The following is a 24,453-nucleotide window of genomic DNA, read 5'->3' on the forward strand; positions in this document are numbered from 1 at the left end:
CTGCATCTCGCTGAGAAATAGCCGCTAAATTTAGAACCATTAAAATCTGCGGCAGTGATGTCACACTGCCGCAGAATGCTTGTTGTTTGGAATGCTTCTATTGGCGGTGACGCTGCCGTCCCTCTAACCCCGATCCATCATATGAGGCATCCATCATCGAATATGTCGATGCGGATGAGATTTCGGGGATCACCTTGAACAACATCATTCGTCTGTCGCGTTTCGCACTTTTGTCGTCGGTCTGCGTGCTCAGCGTTGTCACGCTCGATACGTCGCTGGCGCAGTCCAGTTCCACGCAGAGCGGCGCGCAGCCCCTACCGCCCGTGGTCGTCAATCAGCCCAACCAGCAGCGGCGCCGTGCCGCTGCTACGCCGAGCCGCGCGCCGCGTGCCCGCACGGCAGTCGCGCCGCGTCCGGTTGCTCCGCGCCAGACCAATGTATTCGTGGAAGGCCCGCGCGGTCCGATCCAGGGCTATGTCGCCAATCGCAGCTCGACCGGCACCAAGACCAATACGCCGATCAATGAAACGCCACAGGCAATTTCGGTGGTTGGCGCGGAGCAGATCCGCGATCAGAAGCCCCGTAGCTTCGACGACGTCCTGCGTTATGTGCCGGGTGTTGCGGCTGGTACCTTCGGCTCCGACTTCCGCAATGACTGGTTTCTGATCCGCGGCTTCAAGTCCGACGACAACAGCGTGTTCCTCGACGGCCTGCAGCTGTTCTACACCTCCTATGCAAGCTGGAAGCTGCAGCCCTCCAACATGGAGCGCGTGGAAATTCTGCGCGGCCCGTCGGCTATTCTGTACGGTGGTTCGAGCCCGAGCGGCGTCGTCAACGTCGTCAGCAAGATGCCGCAGGCCGAACCGATCCGCTACGTCGAGACCGGCGTCGACAACTTCGGCAACGCCTATTTCGGCTTCGACATCAACACGCCGATCAAGCTGGCTCCGGGCAATGGCGAGCTTTACACCCGCATCGTCGGCCAGGTGCAGAACGGCGGGACGCAGACCGACTTCACGCCGAACAACAACTACTTCATCGCGCCGTCGGTGACCTGGAAGCCGGACGTCGACACCACGCTGACGATCCTTGCATCGGCATCGTACAACGAGACCCGTGCCGCCCAGTTCCTGCCTTACGTCGGAACCGTCACCAATGCTCCGTTCGGCCGTATTCCCACCAGCTTCTTCGGCGGCGAGCCCAACTTCGACAAGTTCAAGCGCGAGCAGGAAATGCTCGGTTACCAGTTCGAGCGCAAGCTGTCGGATAGCGTCACCTTCCGGCAGAACGCGCGCTTCGCCCATGTGGATGTGAACTACACCGGTGTCACCGGCAGCGGTTACGCCAATCAGACCACGGGGGATCTCGCTCGTTTTCCATTCGGCACACGCGGTATCGCCAACCAAGCGCAGATGGATAGCCAGGTCGAATACCGATTCAACACCGGCATCCTCAGCCACACCACGTTGTACGGCCTCGATCTGAAATATTATCAGATCAGTGATCGTCAGGCCTTCGCCTTCACCAGCGGTCCGATCAACGTCCTCAATCCAGTATATACCGGTGCGACGCTCACTGCCGCGCCGTACCGCGACTCGCAGCTGACCCAGCAGCAGCTCGGCGTATACTTGCAGGACCAGATCAAGCTCGATCGCTTCACGCTGGTGCTCTCCGGCCGTAATGACTGGGTCGATACCAATGATGTCAGCCGCATTGCCGGCACCGCACCGCTTGGACGCAGTGCCAGCGCGTTCAGCGGGCGTGCCGGCCTGATCTACAATTTCGACAACGGCCTCGCGCCCTACATCTCCTATGCAACGAGCTTCAATCCGGTCATCGGGGTCAATGGTTCGGGACAGCTACTGCTGCCGGAAACGGGTCAACAGACCGAGGTCGGTGTCAAGTTCCAGCCGGTCGGCTTTGACGGTCACTTCGGCTTCGCCTATTTCGACCTGAAGCGGCAGAATGCGCTCACGACCGATCCCACCAACGTGCTGATTCCGACCCAGAGCGGCGAAGTGACGTCGCGCGGTATTGAACTCGAGGCTGTGGCCAATCTGGCGCCCGGCTTCAAGGTGCTCGGGTCGTTCACCCACTACCATCTGTTCGTCAGCAAGGACTTCGATCCGACGCTGATCGGCAAGACGCCGACCAACACGCCGCAGCAACTTGCATCCGGCTGGGCGGACTATACTTTCCAGGATGGCTGGCTGCGCGGCTTCGGCTTCGGCGGCGGTGTGCGTTATGTCGGCGGATCCTTTGCCGACCAGGCCAACACGCTCGCCGTGCCATCGCGAATTCTGGGTGATCTCGCGGTCCACTACGATTGGCAGAACTGGCGCTTCGCCGTTAATGCCAACAATGTGACCGATGAAATCTATGTGGCGAGCTGCGCGGGCCCTACGTCCTGCTTCTACGGCGATCGCCGCCGCGTGACCGGCAGCATCGGCTACAAGTGGTAACGGTACGGGCGAGCGAAACGGCACGGCAATAGGTCGCTGTACGTCACGCTCGCCGCACGGTCGCCACGTCAAAATGATCTGCTCATGTCGTCTCCGGCTCGCCGGAGACGACATTTTTAGTAGTTGAAGAAGGATCGATCCCCTGAAAGCGCGTACTGCCCGCATCTGGTCGCTGATCCACAAATGGACCAGCCTTGTCTCGACCGTCTTTCTGCTGCTGCTGTGCCTCACGGGCCTGCCGTTGATCTTTCATCATGAGATCGACGAGGCGCTCGGCTATGCGCCGAAGATGGATGTGCATGTGCCGGGCGCGGCGAAGCTCAGTCTCGATGCCATCGGCCGCGCCGCGATCACGGATCATCCCGGCAGTGTGTTGCTCTATATGGCCTGGGACAAGGACGAGCCCGGGATGGTCTCGACCTTCACCAACACGTCGGTGACCTCCGATCCGCAGACCACGGTGGTGAAGGCATTCGATGCCTATACGGCGAAGCCGGTGGGTCTGCTCGGCACCGGCCCGATGCTGGTGATGTTGCGGCTACATACCGACATGTATCTCGGTCTCCCCGGCAAGTGGTTTATGGGTGTCATGGGTTTCCTCTTCATGATCGCCATCATCTCCGGCGTGGTGCTGTACTGGCCGTTCACCCGCCGGCTGAATTTCGCGGCGATCCGCAAACAGAAATCGCGCCGGGTGTTGTGGCTCGACTGGCACAATCTGCTCGGCGTGGTCACCATCGTCTGGGCGCTGGTGGTCGGCGGCACCGGTGTCATCAACGCCTATGCCGAAGTCATGCTCGGCATCTGGCAGCGTAATGAGCTGGCGGCCATGGCCGCACCCTATGCCGGCAAGCCGACACCGGCGCAGCTCGCCTCGCTGGACAAGGTCGTCGGCAATGCCATGAAGACGACGCCCGGCATGGATCCGGCCTTCATCGCATTCCCTGGCACGCCGTTCACATCGACGCATCATTTCGCGGTCTTCCTGCGCGGCGACACGCCTTTGACGTCGCGGCTGGTGAAGCCGGTGCTGTTCGATGGCGAGACCGGCGAGGTGTCCGATACCAGCGAGCTACCGACCTATCTGAAAGCCGTGCTGGTCTCGCAGCCGCTGCATTTCGGTGACTATGGCGGCATGCCGCTGAAGATCATCTGGGCGCTGCTCACGGTCTTCACGATCATCGTGCTCGGCAGCGGGCTGTATCTGTGGGCGGTGAAGCGCAGCAAGGTCAGGCGCGGCGCGCGGCTGTCTGCCGGCGTGACGGCAGCGATCGGGTCATCGTCATGAGCGAGGTGCCGCAGCACAGAGCTAGCTGGTGGCGCGTGTTCGGCGCGCCGATCGTCATTGGCGTCTTATCGCTGGCAGGCTTGCTGTCGGCGCTGCTCGCCGGCGATCCCGGCCGCTATTTTGCGTGGTTCGGCGTCGGGCTGCCGATCGCGATCGTTGTGTGGGCGTATTGCCGGAAGTGACTGAGAAAGCAGGGTGGACCAGCGAAGCGTAATCCGCCGCTTCTCCGGCATCGTAATGCCAACGGCAGATTATGCCTTCAGCTAATCCGCTGCTGGCCTATGAGGTTACCAGCGCCGATCCCAGTTATTGTTCCAGCCGTTATTCCATCCATTGTCCCAACCGTCCTGCTGACCACGCATAGCGCGGCTGCCGCGGCGCTGGTCGCCATAGGCCAGCATCGGGTTCTGCATGCAGTCTCCGCGCTGGCCGCTCACGGTCGCCATGCACTGGTTATAGGAGGTGAACGTACAGCTTGGATTGAAGCCGGTGGCCGAGGTGCGCGAGCACCATGGATATTCGCGGGCCATGGAGGGCGTGGCGCCCATCACGACCAGAAGTGCAGCTGCTGCCAGGATTGAGCGCATGTCGATTCTCCCTTGAGGTCTGAAATCGATAATGCGCAGCTTACATCGCCGTTCCCGCCTGCGACAGCGCGTCGTGATCACTCCGTCCTACCGGGACTTCAAACCGCGGTGATGCGCATCAGTCCGTCAGTGTGGCCGCTATCGCATCCAGCGCTGCCCGTGCGGCCTCCGGCGCGATCTCGATCTGCAGCCCGCGCTGGCCGCCATTGAGATAGACCGTATTTTCCGACAATGCCGCCTGTTCCATGGCGACGGGCACGCGCTTCTTTTGTCCGAACGGGCTGATGCCACCGACGTGATAACCGGTCATGCGTTCGGCATCGGCCGGGCGCATCATCTTTGCGCTCTTGCCGCGAAAGGCCGCGGCCAGCTTCTTCATGCTGACCTCCTTGTCGGAGGGCACCACGACGCAGACCGGCTTGCCATCGACCTCGGCCATCAGCGTCTTCAGCATGCGCTGCGGCGCAATGCCGAGCGCCTCCGCTGCCTGCAGGCCGATGCTCTCGGCATTCGGATCATACTCGTAGGTATGCAGAGTGAACGCGGCGCCGAGCTTGCTCAGTGTCTGCGTGGCGCGGGTGGTTTTCGACATGGAGTGCTCAAACAGTGGTGACTCAGACGACCTCGGACACGGGCTGCATGTCGATAGCAAAACTTTCGAGGAATTTCGAGGTCATGATGTAGAAGCCGACCGCGAGCTGCAATTCCACCAGCGCGCCGGGCCTCAGCTTGGCTGCGATCGCCTTGAAGGTCGCGTCGGTGGGGCGATGCAGTTTGACGATCTCATCGGTGAACGCCAGCGCCGCGCGCTGCGTGTCATCGAAACATGTCGCCGCCTGCCAGTCGTCCAACGCGGCGTTCTGTTCGTTTGACACACCGACATAGCCGCCGATGCGCTTGTGTGCGGCGACTTCATACGGCGCCTCGCAGAGAATGCCGGTGCGGGTGATCGCTAGTTCGCGGATGATGGGATCGAGCTCGCCCTTGTTGCGGATGGCGCCGCCGAGCCGGCAATATTGTTCGAGGTAGCTGGGCGAATGCGCCATCATGCGGAAGATGTTGGCATTGCGGTTCTTGCCGAGGATCTCGCGGGTGCGTTCGCTGGCTGTGGCGGGATCGCTGTAGTCGATGCGGGCCATGGGTCCTCCCTTGAGATCGCCGTCGCGCCCTCCTGATGGGGCGCGTTCGGGCGAATGGCCGTGCCGTTGTAGCCGAGCAGGGATAGCTCTGCCAGATCGCGATCGTCAGGCCCGCGTGTCGTATTCAACATTGCAGGCGCTTGTGCATAGTGGTCAAAGGGGGGCCCGTCATTCTGGCGGGGCCATGCGCCGGTCTCGATTCAATGACAAAAAGAGAAGACCCAAGGAACCTTTCGAGCGACGTTGCACCTCGCAAGACAGGTATTCGACTGTTCGTCCCCATCCTGGCGGGGGCACGGCTTGGCGAGCGCATGATTGCTTGCCTGGGTGCACTGCTGGGCATCGTGCTCACGGGACTGATCTGCCGATCTGTGCTGGGCGACAGCTCCAGCCTGCCGCTGATCGTGGCGCCGCTGGGCGCTTCCGCTGTGCTCCTGTTTGCGGTTCCCACGAGTCCGCTGGCCCAGCCATGGGCGATCATCGGCGGTAACACCATCTCGGCTCTGATCGGCGTTGCTGTCGCGCATCTCATTCCCGACCAGATTCTGGCGATCGGCTTCGGCGTATCACTCGCCATCGCCGCGATGTCCTTTGCGCGCTGCCTGCATCCGCCCGGCGGCGCCACGGCGCTGACGGCGATCATCGGCGGGCCTGTCGTGACCGCGTCGGGATATCTGTTTCCATTCGTGCCCGTTGGCCTGAACTCGGTGCTTCTGGTCGGGCTCGGCTATCTGTTCCACAAGATCTCGCGGCGGACCTATCCTCACAGGGCGCCGGTGCCACCGGCAAATCCACATCAGACATCGGACATCAGCCCGGAGCTCCGGGTTGGCTTTCGCGCCGAGGATATCGACAAGGCGCTGGAAGCGCTCAGCGAGACTTTTGATATCAGTCCCGACGATCTCGAAACGCTGCTGCGGCAGGTCGAACTGCAAGCCATGTTGCGCTCGCACGGCACAATCCTGTGCGGAGACATCATGTCGCGCGATGTCGTCACGGTCGGATTGCGGGATAGTGCCGAGCTGGCCCGCTCGCGGCTGCTCCTGCACAATGTCCGCACGCTTCCCGTCCTGGGCAAGCAGGGACAGCTCGTCGGAACGGTCGGCCTCCGCGAGCTGATGAAAGAATCGGGCGATGTCGGAAAATCCATGTCGCCCGCAGCGACGGCGACGATGCAGACGCCCGCGGTGACCTTGCTGCCGACGCTGACCGATGGACGAACACACGCCGTCATCATCGTCGATCAGGACCGCATGATTCAGGGGCTGATCACCCAGACCGATTTGCTCAGCGCCGTCGCGAAGCTTGTTCCTGTAGCCATGTAGGCGATTGTGCACCTGCAAGTCCGCGGACGGAATGAAGCTGCAATTCGGTTGAACAATCTGTAGCTGGAGATATGGTTCTCGCGCAGCGTTAACTCACAGCGAGGCTGTCATGCGATCTTCACGAATTCCCGTTCTGAAGTTTGTGCTCGGCCTGGGCATGTTCGCCGCCGCGTTTTGTAGTGAGGGCGTCATCGCAGAGGAGGGACGGACCGTCGTGTGGCCGACCCAGGGCTGGCAGACATCGACTCCGGAAGAGCAGGGCGTGGACCCGGCAGCGCTCGCCAAGCTGGTTGAGTCCGGTGCTCGTCAAAGCATGGACAGCATTCTGATCGTGCGCCACGGCAAGATCGTACTGGATGCCTATTACGCACCGTACAGCGCGGACATGCCTCACGTGGTCAACTCCGTCACCAAGGCCGTGATCGGCACGCTGACGTCATTCGCCTTGAAGGATGGTCTGCTGACGGGCACCGATCAGCCGGTGCTGCCATTCTTTGGCGAGCGCAGCATCCTCAACCTCGATGACAGAAAGAAAGCCATCACGCTTCAAGGTCTGCTGGACATGACCTCCGGACTGATGTGGGAAGAAGGGCTCGGCGAAGGACCACCGCTGTCGGTGATCGACATGGAGCGAAGCCGGAACTGGATCGAGTTCATCCTCAATCGACAGATGGCCGCCACGCCCGGAGACGGCTTCAATTACAATAGCGGCAATCCGCATCTGCTGTCCGCGATCCTCACCAAAGTAACGGGGATGAGCGCGGAGGATTACGCCAAGGCGCGGCTGTTCGGCCCGCTGGGTATCACGGCATGGAAATGGCGTCGCGATCCGCAGGGCATCTCGACCGGCGGATACGGTCTGGCGCTGCACCCGCGCGATATGGCGAAGTTCGGCTATCTCTATCTGCGCAACGGCGAGTGGGAGGGTAAACCGCTGGTGCCACGGGACTGGATCGACAAGGTGAACCACGCCACGGTGGACATGCACCTCTCATTTGCTCCGGCATGGCGTTATTCGAATTTCTTCTGGGCTCTGCCCGACAGTAACGTCTATTGGGCGAGTGGCTATCATTGTCAGTTGATCGTGGTCTACCCGGCGCTGGATCTCGTGGCGGTGACCACAGGTAGAAACGGCTGCGCCGTGACGACTCTCCTGCCGTCCATCGCGGCATCTATCAAATCCGAGACTGCAATACAGCCGGACACGGCCGGCACAGAACGACTGGCGAGCGCCCTCCGCGCCATATCGACAGAGAAGCCGTCAGAGGTCGGACCGACGCCAGAGATCGTATCGACGATCTCTGGCAAGACCTATGCGTTCGCCCGCAATCCGCTGGGCGTGAAATCGCTGACGCTGACACTGGTCGGCCCGAACCCGCATTATGATTTCGAACTCTACAGCCGCAATTCGGCACGGCCGCCCGAGATGATCAGCGGCCCCATCGGGCTCGACGGGCTGTATCGCAAGGGAAAGGATACGCCCTATGGGCCGCTTGCGGTGAAGGGGCGGTGGCTGGATGATCATGCATTCGAAGTCGAGCGCATCAATATCGGCGCGAGCGAGCTATCGCGGAAATGGACGTTGTCGTTCGACGGCGACAAGGTCAGTCTTCGCGGCAAGAACTATGAAGGTGTCGATGTTGCGATCGACGGACAGTCGGGTGGTTGATCGCCGAAAGGCACGGGAAGCTCGGACGCTTCCCGTGCGGTGTTGCGGCGTCAGGCCGGCATGATGCCTGGCGCCCGGCGCGGCCATTTGGCGATGACTTCCGGTGCCACGTTGAGATGTTGTGCGACGAGAGCCGGGGGCGTGTGCGTCAACCAGTCTGACAGCGACACTTCCTCGTAATGCGCCGCGCGGAACACCTCGATGAATTGCAGGTCGGTGTCGCCGGTGTTCTCGATATAATGGCCGAAGTTGCGTTTGACGTAGCCGACATCGCCCGGCGTGAAGTCGATGGTGGTGGCGTTCGGGCCGGAATTGAACAGTGTCATCCGCGCGCGGCCCGCAAGATAATACTGCCACTCGTCGGCATTCGGGTGCCAGTGCATCTCGCGCATGCCGCCGGGCTTGACCGTCACCAGCGCCACCGCGATCGTCGCCGAAGCGGTGAAGTTGCTGGTGTCGGCAATCCGGATCTCGCCGTTGCGTGTCGATTTGACCGGCTTGGACGATCCAAGCGAATAGGTGAACGGATAGAGCGCGACATCCGCGTCGCGATAGGACGAGGCCTGATCGGCCGCGAGCGGACCGGGCACTGTGCCCTGGAAGATCCAGAGATTTTGCAGCGGGATTTTCGCGAAGCTTTCGACCGGCACGCCGAAATTCTTGGCGAGGATTTCCGGCGGCGTATGCGCGATCCAGTCCGACAGCAGCAGCGTATTGAACTCGTTGGCCTGACCGTCATCGAAGCAGATCACGAATTCGCAGCCATCGGGGCCGAGGCCCTGCAGCGAATGCGGCGCGCCGGAGGGGAAGTACCAGAGATCGCCCGCGCTGACGTCGGCAACATAAGGCCGGCCCTGATTGTCGAGCACGGTTACCCGGCACGAGCCGTAAGTCATGATCGCCCATTCGCCCGCCTGGTGCCAATGCATCTCGCGGATGCCACCGGCGGTGAGCCGCATATTGACGCCCGAGATCGTGGTCGAGATCGCAAAGTCTGCTTGCGTCACCTGCCGTGCCCAGCCGCCGTTCTGGATGCGCCGCGGTGCATTGTTGAACGTGGCCCAGGGCAGCGCCATGCCGCCGATATCGGTTGCCGGTGGCAATTGCGAGGATGGGAACTGGCCGGCGATGACGGGATTTTGCGGGCCGGGATCGCTCAGATTGTTCGGCCCCTTGGCGTTGATCGCGCCCTGCGGCGGCAGATCAGGATTGCCGAATGTGGCGGCCTGTGCCGATGCTGCGGCCGTCATCACGATGCCCGATGCTGTGGCTGCCATGAGATCTCTCCGTGAGAACATGGGACGTCCTCCTGTTGCGACGCAGATCTGCGTCATGATTGTCGGATCGATGAAAGCGTTGCGCGCCGGGTATCCCGACGCGCGCTGTCACGGAGAAAGAAACAGCTCTACTTCTTGACGCCTGCGGCCGCGAGGATCAGGTCGGCGACTTCCTTGGGATGCGAAACCAGCGAGAGGTGGCCGGCATTGAGTTCGATCGTCGTCGCATTCATGCGCTTGGCGAGGAAACGCTCGAGATCTGGATTGATCGTCTTGTCCTCTTTCGACACCGCATAGAATGATGGCTTGTCATGCCACGCGGCTGCGGTGGTGCGTCCTGCGAAGATCGATGCGGCGGTCGAGCCCTGCACGGCATAGAGCACTTCGGCCTGCTTGCGCGGAACGCCATTGGCGAAATATTTCAGGAACGAGTCTTCGGAGAGCTGGGTGTAGCCATCATGGGTCTGGATGCCGGCACGCACTTCACCCGTCGGAAACTTTCCGGACAGCGCGACGAAGTCCTCATTGGCATCCGGTGCGCGGGCCGCGACATAGACCAGCGCCGAGACCTTCGGATCGGTGCCGACGTCGCTGATCACGGTGCCGGCCCAGGAATGGGCGACCAGCACGGTCGGGCCGTCCTGCAGCGCCAATGCGCGGCGCGTCGCGGCATCGGAGTCTTCCAGCGAGCTCAGCGGGTTTTGCACAGCGGTTACATGGAGGCCTGCCTTCTGCAGCAGCGGAATGACCTCGGCCCAACTCGATCCGTCGGCCCAGGCGCCGTGCACCAGAACCACGTTCTTCGCCTTCACGGGCGCTGTCGTTGCGGCCTGCGCCATCGGCGCCGTCAGCACACACATGGCCACTGTCAGCATCGCACGCAGAGTCGTCTTGGAAAGGGAGTTCATCAACATGGTATCACCATTCGGTTGCCGGCGATTGTCCTCGCCGGAGGGATGAAGGAAGCATGGATGTTGCACTTGACGAGTTCGCGCCGGTCAGCTCGAACGGGAGCGGATCGGCATGACATTATCTGGTCTATGGGATGGCGAGGCCGCGGTGAATCGGACGGTGGTGTGCAGCCGGCATACCTAGGTTTATGGCTACGAATACGCAGGGCCGGCGCCGACTGTTACGTCGGCGAACCCAGCGGTAACGGAATGGTGAGGGCTGCAGTATGATCGACTACGTCACCGTGGATGTGTTCACGGATACCCGCTTCGGCGGCAATCCGCTGGCAGTCGTTCCGGATGCGCGTGGCATCGACGATACGCTGCTGCAGAAGATCGCCACCGAGTTCAATTATTCAGAAACGACCTTCGTGTTTCCCCCGGATGATCCCGCGCATACCGCACGCGTTCGCATTTTCACGCCGACCGATGAGATTCCGTTCGCCGGTCATCCCAATGTCGGCACTGCATTCGTGCTTGGCCGTCAGCGCACGGCCTTCGGCAAGCCTGTCGGCGATCGCATGGTGTTCGAAGAGAAGGCGGGCCTCGTCCATCTCGATCTGTTGCGCGATGGTGGGGAGGTCATCGGCGCCGGCTTTGTCGCGCCGCAATCCGTTCAGATCGGTGACGCAGTCGATGTAGCGACGCTGGCCGGCTGCATCTCGCTGCCGCCGGATGCGGTCGTGTCACACACGCATCCGCCGCGCATCGTCTCCGTCGGCCTGCCTTTCGCTGTCGCTGAACTGTCGGGTCTCGATGCACTGGCCTCCGCGCGTCCGAATACATCTGCCTTTGAGGTAGCGGGAAAGACATACTGGCACCGCGACGATCGCTTCTCGGCCTTCATCTATGTCCGCACCGGCGACGGCATCGATCATTTGCGCGCCCGCATGTTCGCGCCGCTCAGCAACGTGCCCGAAGATCCCGCCACCGGCAGCGCCTCGGCGGCGCTCGCGGCCTATCTCGTCACGCTCGACCCGCGCCGCGATGCGGTCTGTGGCATCACCATCGAGCAGGGCGTTGAGATGGGGCGCCGCAGCCTCATTGAGGTCGAGGTGCGGAAGCGTGATGGACATGTGGAGAGCGTTCGCATTTCCGGCCGTTGCGTGCCGGTGATGCAGGGCCGTATCGACCTGTAAGCTGAATCACGCCCCGTCCGGCAGATCTCCCACGCGCCACAGGGCCAGCGACTTGTCGGCATAGTCGCCGCCGGCTTCCGTGCAGTCTTCGTTGATCACGGCTAAGGGAGCAGGAAACAGGAACGGTGCGTACTGCAGATTGAGCACGCGCCAGTCACCGTCCTCGATATCGCGATTGGCTGATGCGTCGGGAAATGTCGTGGTCAGCAGCCAGCGGGTGCCAGAGCGTTTCAGATTGGCGATGGCGCGGTGGATGTTGGCGAATGACAGATGCACAAGGCAGTCGCGGCACAACACCAGATCCACAGCGGGCAGGGGATCGCTGACGAGATCGAGTCGGGCAAAATCGATATGGCCTGCATGGCCATAATGCGCGGCATTGGCTGCCACGATATCCGGAACGATATCGGCGCCGAGATAGCGGATACCACCGAGGTCCATCTGCGCCATCCAGGTGAAATCGCCGCAAGGCAGATCGAGGATGGATTGTACCCGCAATCGCCGTAGCAATTGCGTGAGGTCGCGGCGGAGTGACGTTGTTGCGTCGAGTTCGGAGCCGAGGCCGGATTGCGATTTTTCAGCGCCCCACAGATTGGTGCGATAGATCAGCTCGAAACGCGTAGTGAGATCGAGCCCGTCGAATTCGCACCGCCGCTCGGCGAAGCGAATTTCGGCCAGAACCGGTGTGCGTCGCCTCGATCTGTCCATTCGTGTGCCCGCTGCAGCAACGGTAAATCAGAGTTCCGTAGCCAGCTTCGATCTGAAGTTCACCGTTGTAAATGCTCGTTAAACACGCTCTGGAATCATTGTTCTTGTAATTCGGCTGAAATCATCTATATTGCAGTTATTCGAATATATGCTCTGGCTTGTTGACCGCGCCGTAATCGGCTCCATTCCCCAAGACATCGTTGAAATCGGATCGGGCTCACGCGATGTCGCGTAGGGCTCGCGCATTCGCACATCTTGGAGAATAGTTATGGCAGTCGGTACAGTTAAGTGGTTCAACGCGACCAAGGGTTTCGGTTTCATTCAACCTGATGACGGCGGCCAGGATGTGTTCGTTCACATCAGTGCAGTCGAGCGCGCTGGATTGGGTTCGCTCAATGAAGGCCAGAAGGTTTCTTTCGAAGCCAAGGCTGACAAGATGCGCGGCAAGACCAGCGCGGAAGATCTCCGCGCGATCTGAGCTTGAAGGTCCTGAAATTTCCACGGATGTACTGGGATTTCTCGACCAACAAGTTTTGCGTCGCCTGATAGATTTTGAATGACTGAAGCCCGTCGGTGATCATCACCGGCGGGCTTCATGCTATACGCATGATCATACGCCCGATTTCAGCGTCCCATATGAGGATCGATCAAGATGATTGAACGTCTGGATACGCTCAAGGCGGCGCGTATGCGCATGATCGAGGAACGTGATGTGCACGCAAAAGTGCTGGCGGCGCCCTTCAATCGCGATAATGCGGAACGGGCTCGCATGAAGTTTGTCGAGATGCAGAACGTGGTCGACGCGATCGATCGTGCCATCCTGGGCGAGCAATCCGTCCAGTAGCGCCGGCGCTAGCCGATCAGCGCGCGCAGTTCCGCGATCATCTTCGTCGTCTCGAACGGCTTGCCGAAGAAGCGGCTGTCGTCGGGCAGATCGTTCTTGGCGACCTGCAAATGGCCGGAAACGATCACGATCTTGATCGGTGGCCAGCGGTTGCGTACCGCGTGGGCCAGTTTCAACCCGTCCATGCTTCCAGGCATCTGTACGTCGGTGAACAGCAGAACGATGTCGTCGCGCGTTTCCAGAATTCGCACGGCCTCGTCGGCATTGTTGGCCTCGATGGCGAAGAACCCGGCTTCCTCGACGATGTCGGCCGCGTGAATGCGGAGCAGAGGCTCGTCCTCGACGATGAGGACGGCGGGCCGCTGCATGTCACGTGCATTGAGTTCTTGGAGTGATGCCATAAAAATTGGTGTCACCTTTCGTCGGGCACCGAAGCCAGATCGCTCAATCTGGTTTCGAACCGACATGTGAGCCCTTCGGGCAAGAATTCGATTTTGACGGAACTGCCGAAGTCGGCTGACAGCGTGCCTTCGATCAGTCGTGAGCCAAATCCACGTCGCGTCGGCGGCGCCACGACGGGGCCGCCGGATTCGCGCCACGCGAAACCTAACGCCGGCCCGTCGCTGCCGGTGTGACAAGCCCAGTCGATAGTGATCGTTCCGTCCGGAACGGACAATGCACCATACTTTGTGGCATTGGTTGCGAGTTCATGCAGCGCGAGCGCCAGCGACAGTGCCTGCTTCGCGGTAAGTTCCACTTCGGGGCCGGAAACGCGGATGCGCTTTTCGCCCGTTCGATGCGGCGCCAGTGCGCCAGCGATCACCGTGGGCATCGACGCGCTGGTCCAGCTCGATTGCGTGAGGATGTCATGCGCCTGGTTGAGCGCGGCCAGACGCGCATCGAAGATCGTACGCGCCTCTTCCTTGGTCACTGCGGTCCGAAACGTCTGGCTGGCGATGGCGCCGACCATGGCCATGGTGTTCTTCATGCGATGTTCGAGTTCGCGCGTCAGCAATTGCTGCTGTGTCTCGGCACGTTTCAGTTTACCGACGTCGCGAATGGTGCCGATGAAGCGCGTAACGATGCCATTCTCGAATTCAGCCCTGCCTTTGGCGGAACACCAGCGCTCAATGCCGTCATCGAGGCCGATGGTGCGGTATTCGATGTCATAGGCCTGCGGTCCGTCCAGCTTCATGGCGTTCAGGCACGCCTTCTCCGTGACGTCGCGATCGTCGGGATGAAGCCCTTGCAGGAAGACGTCGAACGAGATCGGCTTGCCGAAGGTGAGGCCGAACAATTCGTAGCAGCGCCGGTCCCATTGCAGCACGCCGGTACGCGGGTCGAGATCCCAGGTTCCAGTGTCGGCGGCGTCGAGTGCAAGTCGTAGCTGGCTTTCGCTTGCCTGCAGCGCCACATCCACGGCACGCGATGCAGTGATATCGCGCGACACCGAAAGCAGCTGATGCGGTTTCCCATCGGGGCCGGGAATGGCAGTGACGGTGACATCCCACCATTTCGGCGTGCCGGCCATTGTGGTGGCGAAACCCTGGAAGTGTCCGGTACGCCCAAGCTGAGCGGCTCTTACAGCCGCCTTGGCGTCGATATTGCCCTGATCCTGCCAGAAGTCCGGCCATGAGCGGCCCTCGATCGCGCCGAAGTCCGTGACCTCCATGATGCGCTGGCCGCCCTCGGTCATGAAGATGAGGTTGCCGTCGAAATCGAGAACCTTGATGCAGTCGCCCGATGCTGCGAGCAAACTTCGCAAGAATGAATTGGCGTCCTGAATAGGTCCTAACGATTGATCCACGAATACCCCGGGAGCTGCGGCTCCGATCGCAAAAATACGCTGCAATGAAATACGGCCGCAAACAGATACGGTTTGCGGATGTACGGTAACAGGTCTTCGAGCAAACGTGCCAGACCAGACCGGGTTCCGGCTCAATCGCGGCGATGCCGCGTGCGTCGATTTACGCTGAGGTCGATATAGCCTCCGCCGCGCTGCCGTCGTGCCAGAGCCACGCGCTGACCGCGCCACTGCGGCCGCGGATCTGGACTTCGGTCGGGCCGCTCAGGGCCCCCGTCGCGCGCACCGCACAGTCCGCTCCCGCGGCGTGCAGCAGGTCGTCGCTCAGGGCCACCTTGGCGCCGTGGCTCGCGGCCACCTCCATGAGCCGGCTGGCGACATTGACGGTATCGCCGGTCGCGGTGATGTGCTGGTAGCTGGCGCCGCCGAGACGCGATGCGACGATATCGCCGAAATGTGCGCCGATCTTGAATCCGATCTGGCTGGCGATCTCAGGCGGAAGACCGGCGATCCATGTGCCGGTGCGCGTCGTCAGTTCGATACAGCAGCGCACGGCACGGGCGGCATCGTCATCGGCGACCACAGGCAATCCGAACAGGATCATCGCGCCGTCGCCCATGAAGGTTGTCACCACACCGCCATGGGCGAGGGTCACCTGATCGATCATGGCGTGGAAGGACTTCAGCAATTCGCGCACCGCATCTGCGTCGCGTGTCTCACTGAGTGCGGTGAAGCGCGAGATATCGATGAAGATGACGGCGGCATGCTGATGCACCGGCTGCAACAGATAGTCCGGATCCTTGATCAGCCAGTCGCGCAGGCCCGGCGCCTGGAACTGGCGCAGCAGATCGCTGCGGGCGGCGAAATGCTGCACGCTGCGCCGGCTGCTCCAGATCTGCAGCGCGCCGAACGCCATCGCCGGCGGCACAGCCGCGGCCAGCGGCAATGCAGCGCTCATCCAGATGCCATGGGCATAGGCGACGGTGTTGATCACGGCCCACAATGCGACGACGGCGACGATCGCAATGAGGCCGACGGCATTGCGCCGCCAGGCGAGCAGGGCGATGCACAGCATCGCCAGGACGATCGCAAAGCCGGCATCGAACAGCCGGATGGATGTATTGCGCAGCAAGGTGTCCTTGGCGAGCAGATGCGTGATTGCGGTGGACACGACTTCGACGCCGGGCATCACCGGATCGAACGGCGTCGAGAAGAAATCGCCGCCGCCGCTGACGGTGACGCCGATGGCGACGACGCGGTCCTCGACATCGGCGCGGCGGAGCTTGCCCGCCAGAACCTCCGATGCGCTGATCGTCCTGATCGTGCCGTGCGGCCCATAGAAAGACATCGGCAGCAAATGGCCGACATCGGTCGGGACATGGTTGCCGGCGAGGGAGAAATTATACTCGCCAATCTGGGCATCGTCGCGCGAGGCGGCGGATGCGACGCGCAGCGGCATCGACACCATCACGCGGTCGGCTGAGCGCATCAGCATCGGCATCGAGCGCGGCACGCCGCTGCTGTCGGTGTTGAGATTGACCACGCCGACCGTGGCCTGATCGGCGAAGACTTTCAGCGGCAGCAGAAATCCCGATGCCACCGGCAGATCCGCAAGCGGCCCGGCCTCCTTGGTGGCTACCGTCTGTTTGGACTCGCTGAACAGCGCCGCCGCGGCAATGACGGTGTTGGTCTTGCCGAGCGCCTGTGCCAGTGCGGCATCGCTCTCTGCTGCGCCGGCATCGACCAGCAGCAGATCGAGTGCGAGCACTTTCGGTTTGTAGCGTGCGATTTCCTCGATGATTGTCGTCAGCGTGGCGCGGGGCAGCGGATAGCTGCCTTGTTCGCGTGCGACCCGATCGTCGATGGCGATGATGGTGACGAGATCGGGCGGTTTCTTCACGCCGCGGATCTGGATGCGCAGGTCGGTCAGCGTCGCCTCTAACCGGTCGAGAAAGCCGACATCGCCGCGGTTGTGACCAAAGGCCAGTGCTGCCGCCCACACGCCCGCAAGGACCATGGCGAGCGGTGTCTGCAATCTGCTGGCCTTCATCATCGTCGCGTATCCAGGCCTCTTTAACGTCCAAGCCTTGCTAACGACCAAGCCTTGCCATCAATGCGGCGACGCGCGGCGCCGGCCAACGCTTGATGTCGAGTGGTGTCGCCGAGGTATCGACATCGACGCCTTCACCGGGGCCGAGGGTTACGCTGCCGGGGCCGGTCACGCGCCTGACGCCGACACGACCGGTCTCGACGAAGACGGAGGTCTTGCTGCCCTCGGCGTCCACCGCCCATTTGGTGCCACGCACGGCGGCGATAGCTTGCGGTGTCATCACCTCGAAGGTTTTGCCGGCCTTCTGTTTGGGGGCCTCGATGAAAATGGCCTTGCTTTGCAGGTCGACGCCGTCGACACGGCCGTTGCGGTCGCGGTCGAGCAGCGTGAAACGCGCGCCGTTTTCAGCAATGATCGTCACGCCGCCGCAGTGCAGGGTTTGTGGGCCGCCGACCGGTTGGCGCGATGTGCAGCCGGGGCCGGCCTGCTGCGCCGATGCAGCACTGCCATACAGGCACGCCGCGGCGACGATGGCCGCCGCCAGCCTGATTGAATGGGTCATGTTGGTTACTCCTGAACGCCACATCGGTAAGGCGGGCGGCGGGCGATTCCGTTCAACGTCAGCGGGCGAGCGGCGTGATTAACGCTCGGAGGTACCCATATAGGGCGACGCCGCGGCACAACGAGGGCAGATCCAACCGGGATGGCCGATCTCACGACCATGTGAGATTGAGAGGCATTCTCAGTAATCGGGCCACGAGCGCTGCCGCAATCTCGCCACATCGCCCCGGATTTTCAGGGGATATCAAAGGTTTGCATGAGGCTAACGAGGCCATTTTCGGGGCGTTCGTGCTTGTTTTCCCCCCGCGCTTCCTTTATTCCCGTTTTGCATCGCAGACAGCGTCCTGGAAGACTTGGGTAACCAAGATCATTGGCCGCGTTTAGGCGGATGCCTGGGCGTGATCCGGCAAACGGCAGACCGTTTTCCGCGCTGATCACGCTTCGACGCGTGTATTTTCAGAGGACTAGCGCCAAATGGCCAATGTTGTCGTCGTCGGCGCCCAGTGGGGCGACGAGGGTAAGGGCAAGATCGTTGACTGGTTGTCGGATCAGGCGGATGTCGTCGCCCGCTATCAGGGCGGCCACAATGCCGGTCATACGCTGGTCATCAATGGCCAGACCTACAAGCTGGCGCTGCTGCCGTCGGGCGTCGTGCGCCAGTCCAAGCTCTCGGTGATCGGCAATGGCGTGGTGTTTGACCCGCAGGCCTTTGTCGATGAAGTCGCCAAGCTCCGCGGCCAGGGCGTCGATGTCGGCCCGCACAATCTGCGCGTTGCCGAAAACGTCACGCTGATCCTGCCGCTGCACCGCGAACTCGATGCACTGCGCGAGAATGCCAACAAGGCTACGGCCATCGGCACCACCCAGCGCGGCATCGGCCCGGCCTATGAAGACAAGGTCGGCCGCCGCGCCATTCGTCTGATGGATCTCGCCGATCTCGCCACGCTGCCGCACAAGGTCGATCGCCTGCTGACGCATCACAATGCGCTGCGCCGCGGTCTCGGCCTCGCAGAATTCAACACGGCTGACATTGTGAAGGAGCTCTCCGCATTCGCGCCGGTGCTGCTGCCCTACGCCGAGGCGGTCTGGCGGCTGCTCGACAGCAAGCGCCGCGAAGGCAAGCGCATCCTGTTCGAGGGCGCGCAGGGCGCGCTGCTCGATGTCGATCACGGCACCTATCCCTATGTCACCTCGTCCAACACCGTGGCTGCGCAGGCAGCGACCGGCACCGGCATGGGCCCGGGCGCGGTCGGCTATGTGCTCGGCATCTGCAAGGCCTACACCACGCGCGTCGGCCAGGGTCCGTTCCCGACCGAACTGCTCAACGAGATCGGTGAAGAGATCGGCCGCCGCGGCAAGGAATTCGGCGTCAATACTGGGCGCAAGCGCCGCTGCGGCTGGTTCGATGCGGTGCTGGTGCGACAGACTGTCCGCACCTGCGGCATCAACGGCCTGGCGCTGACCAAGCTCGACATCCTCGACGGCTTCGACACCATCGAGGTTTGCGTCGGCTACAAGCTCGACGGCAAGGAAATCGACTATCTGCCGGCCGGTGAAGGCGCCCAGGCCCGGATCGAGCCGATCTACGAGACCATTGAAGGCTGGAAAGAGCCGACCGCGAATGCGCGCTCCTGGGCCGATCTGCCGGCGCAGGCGATCAAATACGTGCGCCGGATCGAGGAACTGGTGGGCTGTCCGATTGCTTTGCTTTCCACGAGCCCGGAACGCGAAGATACTATTCTGGTGCAAAACCCGTTCGAGGCTTAACGGACTGTTACCGGATAGCCTCCAAATTGATGCACCCGCAACATTGAGTCGAGATGGCTGATTACTACCCGTTGATCGCCCGTGCCATCGCCGGACTGGACCCCAGTGCTCCCGGTGAGCAGCGGCGCGCGCTCTATGAGCGCGCCCGCACGGCTCTGATTGCCCAGTTGCGCAGTGTCGAGCCGCCCCTCAGCGAGTCAGAGATCACTAGGGAGCGGCTGTCGCTCGAAGAGGCCGTCCGCAAGGTCGAATCCGAAGCGGCCCAGCGCGCTCGCGATGCGTCGCGGCCTGCGGGGGCTGGAACGACGGGCGACGGCAAGCCGCGCGCCGGCGATGCTTTCCGCAATGCCGGGCCGCGTGCCGGTGCCACGCCGGCCGAGCCGTCACCGCGCGGCCGCCAGCCGATTACGCCGACGCCGGCGTCTCCCCGCGGGCCGGAAGAGCCGCGCCCGCCGCGCACCTTGCGCGTCGATCCGCCGCCGATTCCGAAGCAGCAGTCGCCCAATGCCGGCGCGCAGGATCCGAACGGTCCGCCAACCCGCGAACGATCAGGCACGCCGCGCCGCTTCGAGAACAATCCGGCAGCACCGCCGCCCGCCCGCAATGATCGCGGCGACCAGGGCGATGCCGCCATGCGCGGCTTCCGCGACGTCACCGCCGATGTGGACGATCTTGGCCGCGCCGCCGCGCAGGCCAACCGCGCGGCGCGCAAGACCTACGCCAACGTGCCGTCTCCGACGCCGGAATTCGATCGTCTCGAACCCAGCATGGAAGCGCGGAGCGAAGCTTTCGGCTACGACGAGACGGCTTACGACGACCAGGACGGCGACGAGTCGCAGGTGCCGCCGTCGCGCATCAAGGATTCCAAGGGCAAGAAGGCGAAGCCGCCCAAGCCTCCGAAGCCGAAGCGCGTCAGCGGCGGTTTCCCGTTCAAGACCGCGCTTCTCATCGGCATCGTGATGATCCTGATCGGCGCCGTGATTCTGGGATGGCCGACGATCAACAAAATGGTGCGCGGTTTCGCCGGCGGTTCGGCGCCCGTCGTCACCGACAACAAGGATGCGCCGCTGGCGCCGCGGCCGAAGATCGCCGATCGCGTCGGTCAGCCGTCGTCGTCGGATCAGATCGCGCCGGTCGCGCAGCGCGTCGTTCTGTATGACGAGGATCCGGCCGAGCCGAAGGGCCGGCAATATGTCGGCACGGTGGTCTGGCGCACCGAGCAGATCAAGGGCACCGGCGGCAAGCCTGGTGACATCGCCGTGCGCGCGGACATCGAGATTCCGGAACGCAAGTTCAAGATGACCATGTCGTTCCGCCGCAACACCGACACGTCGCTGCCTGCCAGCCACACGGCCGAACTCACTTTCGTTCTGCCGCCCGATTTCGCCGGCGGCGGCATCGCCAATGTTCCGGGCGTGCTGATGAAGTCGAACGAGCAGGCCCGCGGCACGCCGCTGGCCGGCCTCGCGGTCAAGGTCACCGACGGCTTCTTCCTAGTCGGTCTCAGCAATGTCGAAAGCGATCGCGCGCGCAACCTGCAGCTCCTGAAGGAGCGGTCATGGTTCGATATCCCGCTGGTCTATGCCAACCAGCGCCGCGCCATCATCGCCATCGAGAAGGGCTCGCCCGGCGAGCGTGCCTTCAACGACGCCTTCGCGGCCTGGGGCGAATAATAGATCAAGCGCGCTGGTGCTGGTCAGCCGCTCGTGATGCACCGATCTCTCCACGTCATGCCCGGCCTTGAGCCGGGCATCCACGTCTTGTCACAGGCGAAGGCGTGGATGGCCGGGTCAAGCCCGGCCATGACGAATGAGAGTGCGTCGTCTGGACGGAGCTACTTGCAGCCGAAACTCCCCGCCTGCGTCACTGCTCCACCATTCCACACTGTTCGCAGCGGATAGACGCAAGCCGGATAGCTCAACTTGCTGTCGCGCGACGTCAATGCGATCTCGCCGGGAGCCACACCTTTCTCGACCCAGTCCGTCAGCGCGGTGAAGAACTGATCCTGCTCGCGCGTCGGCGTCTGGTTGGCATTCCCCGGCAGTTTCGGCAGCGGCACGGAATCGTTCTGTCCGCTGACCGTATAGGCGCGGCCCTGCGAGCTGTGGGCCGAGCCGGGCAGCAGATACATCCGCATGAACTTCTGCACCCCCGCGTGGCCGCCCATCTGCGCCGCGACGCGCTCGTGATAGTTGACATTGCCGGCGGGCGGGATCGCGTCATCGACGAGGCCGCTATAGACGATGATCTTGCGGCCGAGATCGCGCAACTTGCCGAGATCCGCTTTGTCTGTGCCGAGATTGCTGAACAGGGTGGGCTGCAAGGCAAGGTTCTTGTTCACCGTATCGGCCAGATCGGCATAGCTGAGCTCCTGCCACTTGTTGCGTTCGGTGGTCGAGCCGTTGTTGAACGGAATGTCCGACGGGTTGGTGGCGCTGGCATCGGCGGCGTAGCGGACGTCCTGCAGGGCCAGGGCCACGCTGCCGGCGGCTGTACCGGTGATCTGGCTGCCGATCGCCGTGGTCCTGGTGAAGGCCCACCACACCTGTTTCGTGCCGAGCACCTTGCCACTGCGGCTGTCGGAGCTTTGCGCGGCGTCATAACTGCCATCGGGCGTTGCGCCGAACCAGATCCTGTCGAGCGCCATCGCTTCCTTCAGGCTCATACAGGTTGCCGCATCGGCATTGCTGCCGGTGACGCCCTGGCCAGCCTCGCCGCTGCAGAGAGCTGCGGCATCGCGCGCGGGATTGTAATCGCAGGCGAACGGATCGAGCAGGAAGCCGATCCCGGCCTTGTCGCACGCGGCGAGGGCACGTTTGTTGGCGGCGTCGATCTTGGCGGCGAAGGCGGTGGCTTTCGGCTTGTCGAGTGCGGTGAAGCCGAGCTCGGTCTTCATCACGATCTGCGGATACAGCGCAGCCGTGCCGAATTGCGGGATGTTCAGCGCCGGCTGTGCGATCATGTAGCCGTCATAGAGCTCGGGATAGTCCTGGGCGATCTTCATGCCCTGCCGGCCGCCCTGCGAATGGCCATCGTAATAAGCGTAAGCCGGCGCCTTGCCGTAATAGAGCGTGACGAGCGCTCTGGTCTTGACGGCCTGCTCCACCATGGCGCGGACCGAGAAGTCGCGGAACGCCTCGACGTTGACCTTGCCGTCGGAGAGGAAGGTGAAGGAGCCGTCCTGATACCAGGGTTGTCCTGCATCGGTGGTGCCCGAGGCATAACCCATATTGGCGTTGACGAGGGCGGGCACCTTGCTGCCGATCTTGTCGGCAGTGCGATGACCACCGCCGACCCAGCCGCCGCCGCCGTAATTGCGGATGCGGGTATTCCAGTTCGCCGGTGTCGGCAGCCAGACCTCGATGCCGATGCCCTCGGACCAGGAGCGCGCAGCCTTGTCCTTTTCCGCCGTGAAGCCTGGCCCGACCAGAAGCTTCACAAGGCACATGTCCGCCGCCATGGTGATCGGGCGGGGCGAATCCTGCGCGACCAGTTCCTCGCCCTTCTTGATCGCCCGCACGGCCACCACGATGGTGGCCTCATCCGGATGAAATGCAGTCTTGATACCGTCGTCGCAGGCGAGCTCCTGTGCGGAAGCGGGGGCCGTGGTGCCGCATAGCGCGGCAAACAAGGCTATCGCCGTCACGATGGCACGCGCGCGGTTGTCATCACGGATGATGTGGGGGGCTGTCGACATGGCGTTTCCCGTCTGTTTTATTTTTGAGTTGGGGTGAGTTCTCCTCACTTCGCCTCTGCGATCAACTACCAAAACGATGTCGGAACGTAACATTATGTTAAAAAAGGCCCCGTGGATTGGGCCTACAGCGATGTGATTTGACCCCGTATGGTCGCCTGCTATCCACAATGATCCGCTCTTGAACTCCTTCTGCCGCCATGGACCCCCGCATGACCACGCGCCGACAGGTGATGAAGCTCGCCGCCTTTGCTGCCAGCCAGACCGCGCTGATGGGCGCGGTGCGTGCTGAGGGCGGTGTCGATCCCGGCGCGGCCGCGTCGTCACGGCTCCCCTTCGCGCAGCAGACGCCGATGCGTATCGGCGCCGCGGCGCTCCGCGTCCGCGACCTCGGCAAGATGCGGACCTATTACACAGACCTGCTGAAGCTCGACACCATCAGTGCGGACAAGATCGAGGTCGTGCTCGGCGTCGATGGCGTGGCGCTGTTGCATCTGATCCATCGGCCCGATGCGCCGCTGGAAGCGCAGACCACCGCCGGGTTGTTTCACACCGCGTTCCTGATGCCGAGCCGCGCCGACTTCGCGCGCTGGCTGGTCCATGCCGCGCTGGCGCGCACACCGTTCGACGGCTTTGCAGATCATCATGTCAGCGAAGCTTCCTATCTCACCGATCCCGAGGGCAACGGCATCGAGGTCTATTCGGACCGGCCGCCATCGGCGTGGAAATGGACCGGCGACATGGTCACCATGGGGACCGACCAGCTCGATATCGACAATATCGTGGCGCAGACGGACACGACCCGCGATCAGTATCTCACCGCGCCGAAGGCGCTGCGCATCGGTCATATGCATCTACGCGTCGGCGACGTCGCGCGCGGCCGCAATTTCTATGAGGGGCTGATCGGCATGGAGCCGACGCGGCTTGGCCGGCCGGGTGTCGCATTCCTGTCGTCAGGTCGCTATCACCATCACATTGGCATCAACACATGGCAGAGCGCCGGCAGTGGTCCGCGCAATGCGCAGGAGACCGGGCTGGCCTGGTTTTCGCTCCGGATTGCCGATGATGCCGTGATGGCCGACCGCAAGCGCCGTCTTGCGGCGGCGGGCCTGTCAGGCGAGTCGATCGCAGACGGCATTGCGATCGCCGATCCCTGGGGCACTCAGGTGCGGCTCGTGAAAGCTTAAGG

General features: G+C 62.5%; 22 protein-coding genes. 11 read left to right on the plus strand and 11 right to left on the minus strand.

Annotation, left to right across the window (positions count from 1 at the left end; all coding sequences use genetic code 11):
• Positions 1–212 precede the first annotated feature (212 nt).
• The 3 genes from AB7813_RS26515 (at position 213) to AB7813_RS26525 (ending at position 3,932) form a co-directional block, all read left to right on the plus strand.
• Complete coding sequence (locus tag AB7813_RS26515) at positions 213–2,462, plus strand: TonB-dependent siderophore receptor (RefSeq protein WP_441229009.1); 2,250 nt, start codon at positions 213–215, stop codon at positions 2,460–2,462.
• Between the two features lie 220 nt (positions 2,463–2,682).
• Positions 2,683–3,750 (plus strand): PepSY-associated TM helix domain-containing protein, encoded by a 1,068-nt coding sequence (locus tag AB7813_RS26520; RefSeq protein ID WP_441229010.1) that lies wholly within the window; start codon positions 2,683–2,685, stop codon positions 3,748–3,750.
• Positions 3,747–3,932 (plus strand): hypothetical protein, encoded by a 186-nt coding sequence (locus tag AB7813_RS26525; protein WP_441228797.1) that lies wholly within the window; start codon positions 3,747–3,749, stop codon positions 3,930–3,932. Before AB7813_RS26520 ends, AB7813_RS26525 begins: the two co-directional genes overlap by 4 nt.
• 105 nt (positions 3,933–4,037) lie before the next feature.
• On the opposite strand, the gene AB7813_RS26530 is transcribed toward AB7813_RS26525, so the two are convergent.
• From AB7813_RS26530 to AB7813_RS26540, 3 genes are all read right to left on the minus strand, one after another.
• A complete protein-coding gene (locus tag AB7813_RS26530; RefSeq protein WP_315840895.1) occupies positions 4,038–4,337 on the minus strand; it encodes a DUF3551 domain-containing protein in 300 nt (99 codons plus the stop codon).
• Between the two features lie 118 nt (positions 4,338–4,455).
• A complete protein-coding gene (gene ybaK, locus AB7813_RS26535; RefSeq protein WP_441228798.1) occupies positions 4,456–4,929 on the minus strand; it encodes a Cys-tRNA(Pro) deacylase in 474 nt (157 codons plus the stop codon).
• A 22-nt stretch (positions 4,930–4,951) separates the two neighbouring features.
• Positions 4,952–5,476, minus strand: coding sequence for a carboxymuconolactone decarboxylase family protein (locus AB7813_RS26540; protein WP_441228799.1), 525 nt, complete (start codon positions 5,474–5,476; stop codon positions 4,952–4,954).
• 203 nt (positions 5,477–5,679) lie between these two features.
• Between AB7813_RS26540 and AB7813_RS26545 the strand changes: the two genes are divergently transcribed.
• Entirely contained in the window at positions 5,680–6,801 is a 1,122-nt protein-coding gene (locus AB7813_RS26545) for an HPP family protein (protein WP_441228800.1), read from the plus strand.
• 109 nt (positions 6,802–6,910) lie between these two features.
• The gene (locus AB7813_RS26550; protein ID WP_441228801.1) at positions 6,911–8,470 is read left to right on the plus strand and encodes a serine hydrolase domain-containing protein; all 1,560 of its coding nucleotides are present in this window, start codon (positions 6,911–6,913) and stop codon (positions 8,468–8,470) included.
• Between the two features lie 50 nt (positions 8,471–8,520).
• On the opposite strand, the gene AB7813_RS26555 is transcribed toward AB7813_RS26550, so the two are convergent.
• The gene (locus tag AB7813_RS26555) at positions 8,521–9,768 is read right to left on the minus strand and encodes a cupin domain-containing protein (protein WP_441228802.1); all 1,248 of its coding nucleotides are present in this window, start codon (positions 9,766–9,768) and stop codon (positions 8,521–8,523) included.
• 107 nt (positions 9,769–9,875) lie between these two features.
• Complete coding sequence (locus AB7813_RS26560; protein ID WP_441228803.1) at positions 9,876–10,655, minus strand: alpha/beta fold hydrolase; 780 nt, start codon at positions 10,653–10,655, stop codon at positions 9,876–9,878.
• Positions 10,656–10,924: 269 nt separating this feature from the next.
• On the opposite strand from AB7813_RS26560, the gene AB7813_RS26565 reads away from it, so the two are divergent.
• Positions 10,925–11,836 (plus strand): PhzF family phenazine biosynthesis protein, encoded by a 912-nt coding sequence (locus AB7813_RS26565; RefSeq protein ID WP_441228804.1) that lies wholly within the window; start codon positions 10,925–10,927, stop codon positions 11,834–11,836.
• Between the two features lie 6 nt (positions 11,837–11,842).
• On the opposite strand, the gene AB7813_RS26570 is transcribed toward AB7813_RS26565, so the two are convergent.
• The gene (locus AB7813_RS26570; RefSeq protein ID WP_441228805.1) at positions 11,843–12,544 is read right to left on the minus strand and encodes a class I SAM-dependent methyltransferase; all 702 of its coding nucleotides are present in this window, start codon (positions 12,542–12,544) and stop codon (positions 11,843–11,845) included.
• A gap of 268 nt (positions 12,545–12,812) precedes the next feature.
• Between AB7813_RS26570 and AB7813_RS26575 the strand changes: the two genes are divergently transcribed.
• Positions 12,813–13,022 (plus strand): cold-shock protein, encoded by a 210-nt coding sequence (locus AB7813_RS26575; RefSeq protein WP_068731259.1) that lies wholly within the window; start codon positions 12,813–12,815, stop codon positions 13,020–13,022.
• Between the two features lie 174 nt (positions 13,023–13,196).
• A complete protein-coding gene (locus AB7813_RS26580; RefSeq protein ID WP_441228806.1) occupies positions 13,197–13,388 on the plus strand; it encodes a hypothetical protein in 192 nt (63 codons plus the stop codon).
• Between the two features lie 8 nt (positions 13,389–13,396).
• Here AB7813_RS26580 and AB7813_RS26585 read toward each other — a convergent pair whose 3' ends face one another.
• The 4 genes from AB7813_RS26585 to AB7813_RS26600 all read right to left on the minus strand — a co-directional run bounded on the left by AB7813_RS26585 (position 13,397) and on the right by AB7813_RS26600 (position 17,804).
• Positions 13,397–13,789, minus strand: coding sequence for a response regulator (locus AB7813_RS26585; RefSeq protein ID WP_231077883.1), 393 nt, complete (start codon positions 13,787–13,789; stop codon positions 13,397–13,399).
• A gap of 11 nt (positions 13,790–13,800) precedes the next feature.
• Positions 13,801–15,153, minus strand: a complete 1,353-nt coding sequence (locus AB7813_RS26590; protein WP_441228807.1) for a sensor histidine kinase — start codon at positions 15,151–15,153, stop codon at positions 13,801–13,803.
• Between the two features lie 202 nt (positions 15,154–15,355).
• Positions 15,356–17,245, minus strand: a complete 1,890-nt coding sequence (locus tag AB7813_RS26595) for a CHASE2 domain-containing protein (RefSeq protein WP_441228808.1) — start codon at positions 17,243–17,245, stop codon at positions 15,356–15,358.
• Positions 17,246–17,282: 37 nt separating this feature from the next.
• The gene (locus AB7813_RS26600) at positions 17,283–17,804 is read right to left on the minus strand and encodes a FecR domain-containing protein (RefSeq protein WP_441228809.1); all 522 of its coding nucleotides are present in this window, start codon (positions 17,802–17,804) and stop codon (positions 17,283–17,285) included.
• A gap of 473 nt (positions 17,805–18,277) precedes the next feature.
• On the opposite strand from AB7813_RS26600, the gene AB7813_RS26605 reads away from it, so the two are divergent.
• Together AB7813_RS26605 and AB7813_RS26610 are read left to right on the plus strand one after the other, a co-directional pair.
• Positions 18,278–19,570, plus strand: a complete 1,293-nt coding sequence (locus AB7813_RS26605; RefSeq protein ID WP_089261652.1) for an adenylosuccinate synthase — start codon at positions 18,278–18,280, stop codon at positions 19,568–19,570.
• A 53-nt stretch (positions 19,571–19,623) separates the two neighbouring features.
• Positions 19,624–21,243 (plus strand): hypothetical protein, encoded by a 1,620-nt coding sequence (locus AB7813_RS26610; RefSeq protein ID WP_439062984.1) that lies wholly within the window; start codon positions 19,624–19,626, stop codon positions 21,241–21,243.
• 161 nt (positions 21,244–21,404) lie between these two features.
• On the opposite strand, the gene AB7813_RS26615 is transcribed toward AB7813_RS26610, so the two are convergent.
• The gene (locus AB7813_RS26615) at positions 21,405–23,267 is read right to left on the minus strand and encodes a tannase/feruloyl esterase family alpha/beta hydrolase (RefSeq protein WP_441228810.1); all 1,863 of its coding nucleotides are present in this window, start codon (positions 23,265–23,267) and stop codon (positions 21,405–21,407) included.
• A 209-nt stretch (positions 23,268–23,476) separates the two neighbouring features.
• Here AB7813_RS26615 and AB7813_RS26620 point away from each other — a divergent pair, with 209 nt between their 5' ends.
• On the plus strand, positions 23,477–24,451 hold the full coding sequence (locus tag AB7813_RS26620; RefSeq protein WP_441228811.1) for a VOC family protein: 975 nt from the start codon (positions 23,477–23,479) through the stop codon (positions 24,449–24,451).
• The last annotated feature ends 2 nt before the right edge of the window (positions 24,452–24,453 follow it).

The organism is Tardiphaga sp. 20_F10_N6_6 (assembly GCF_052076045.1).
GTDB classification, from domain to species: domain Bacteria; phylum Pseudomonadota; class Alphaproteobacteria; order Rhizobiales; family Xanthobacteraceae; genus Tardiphaga; species Tardiphaga robiniae.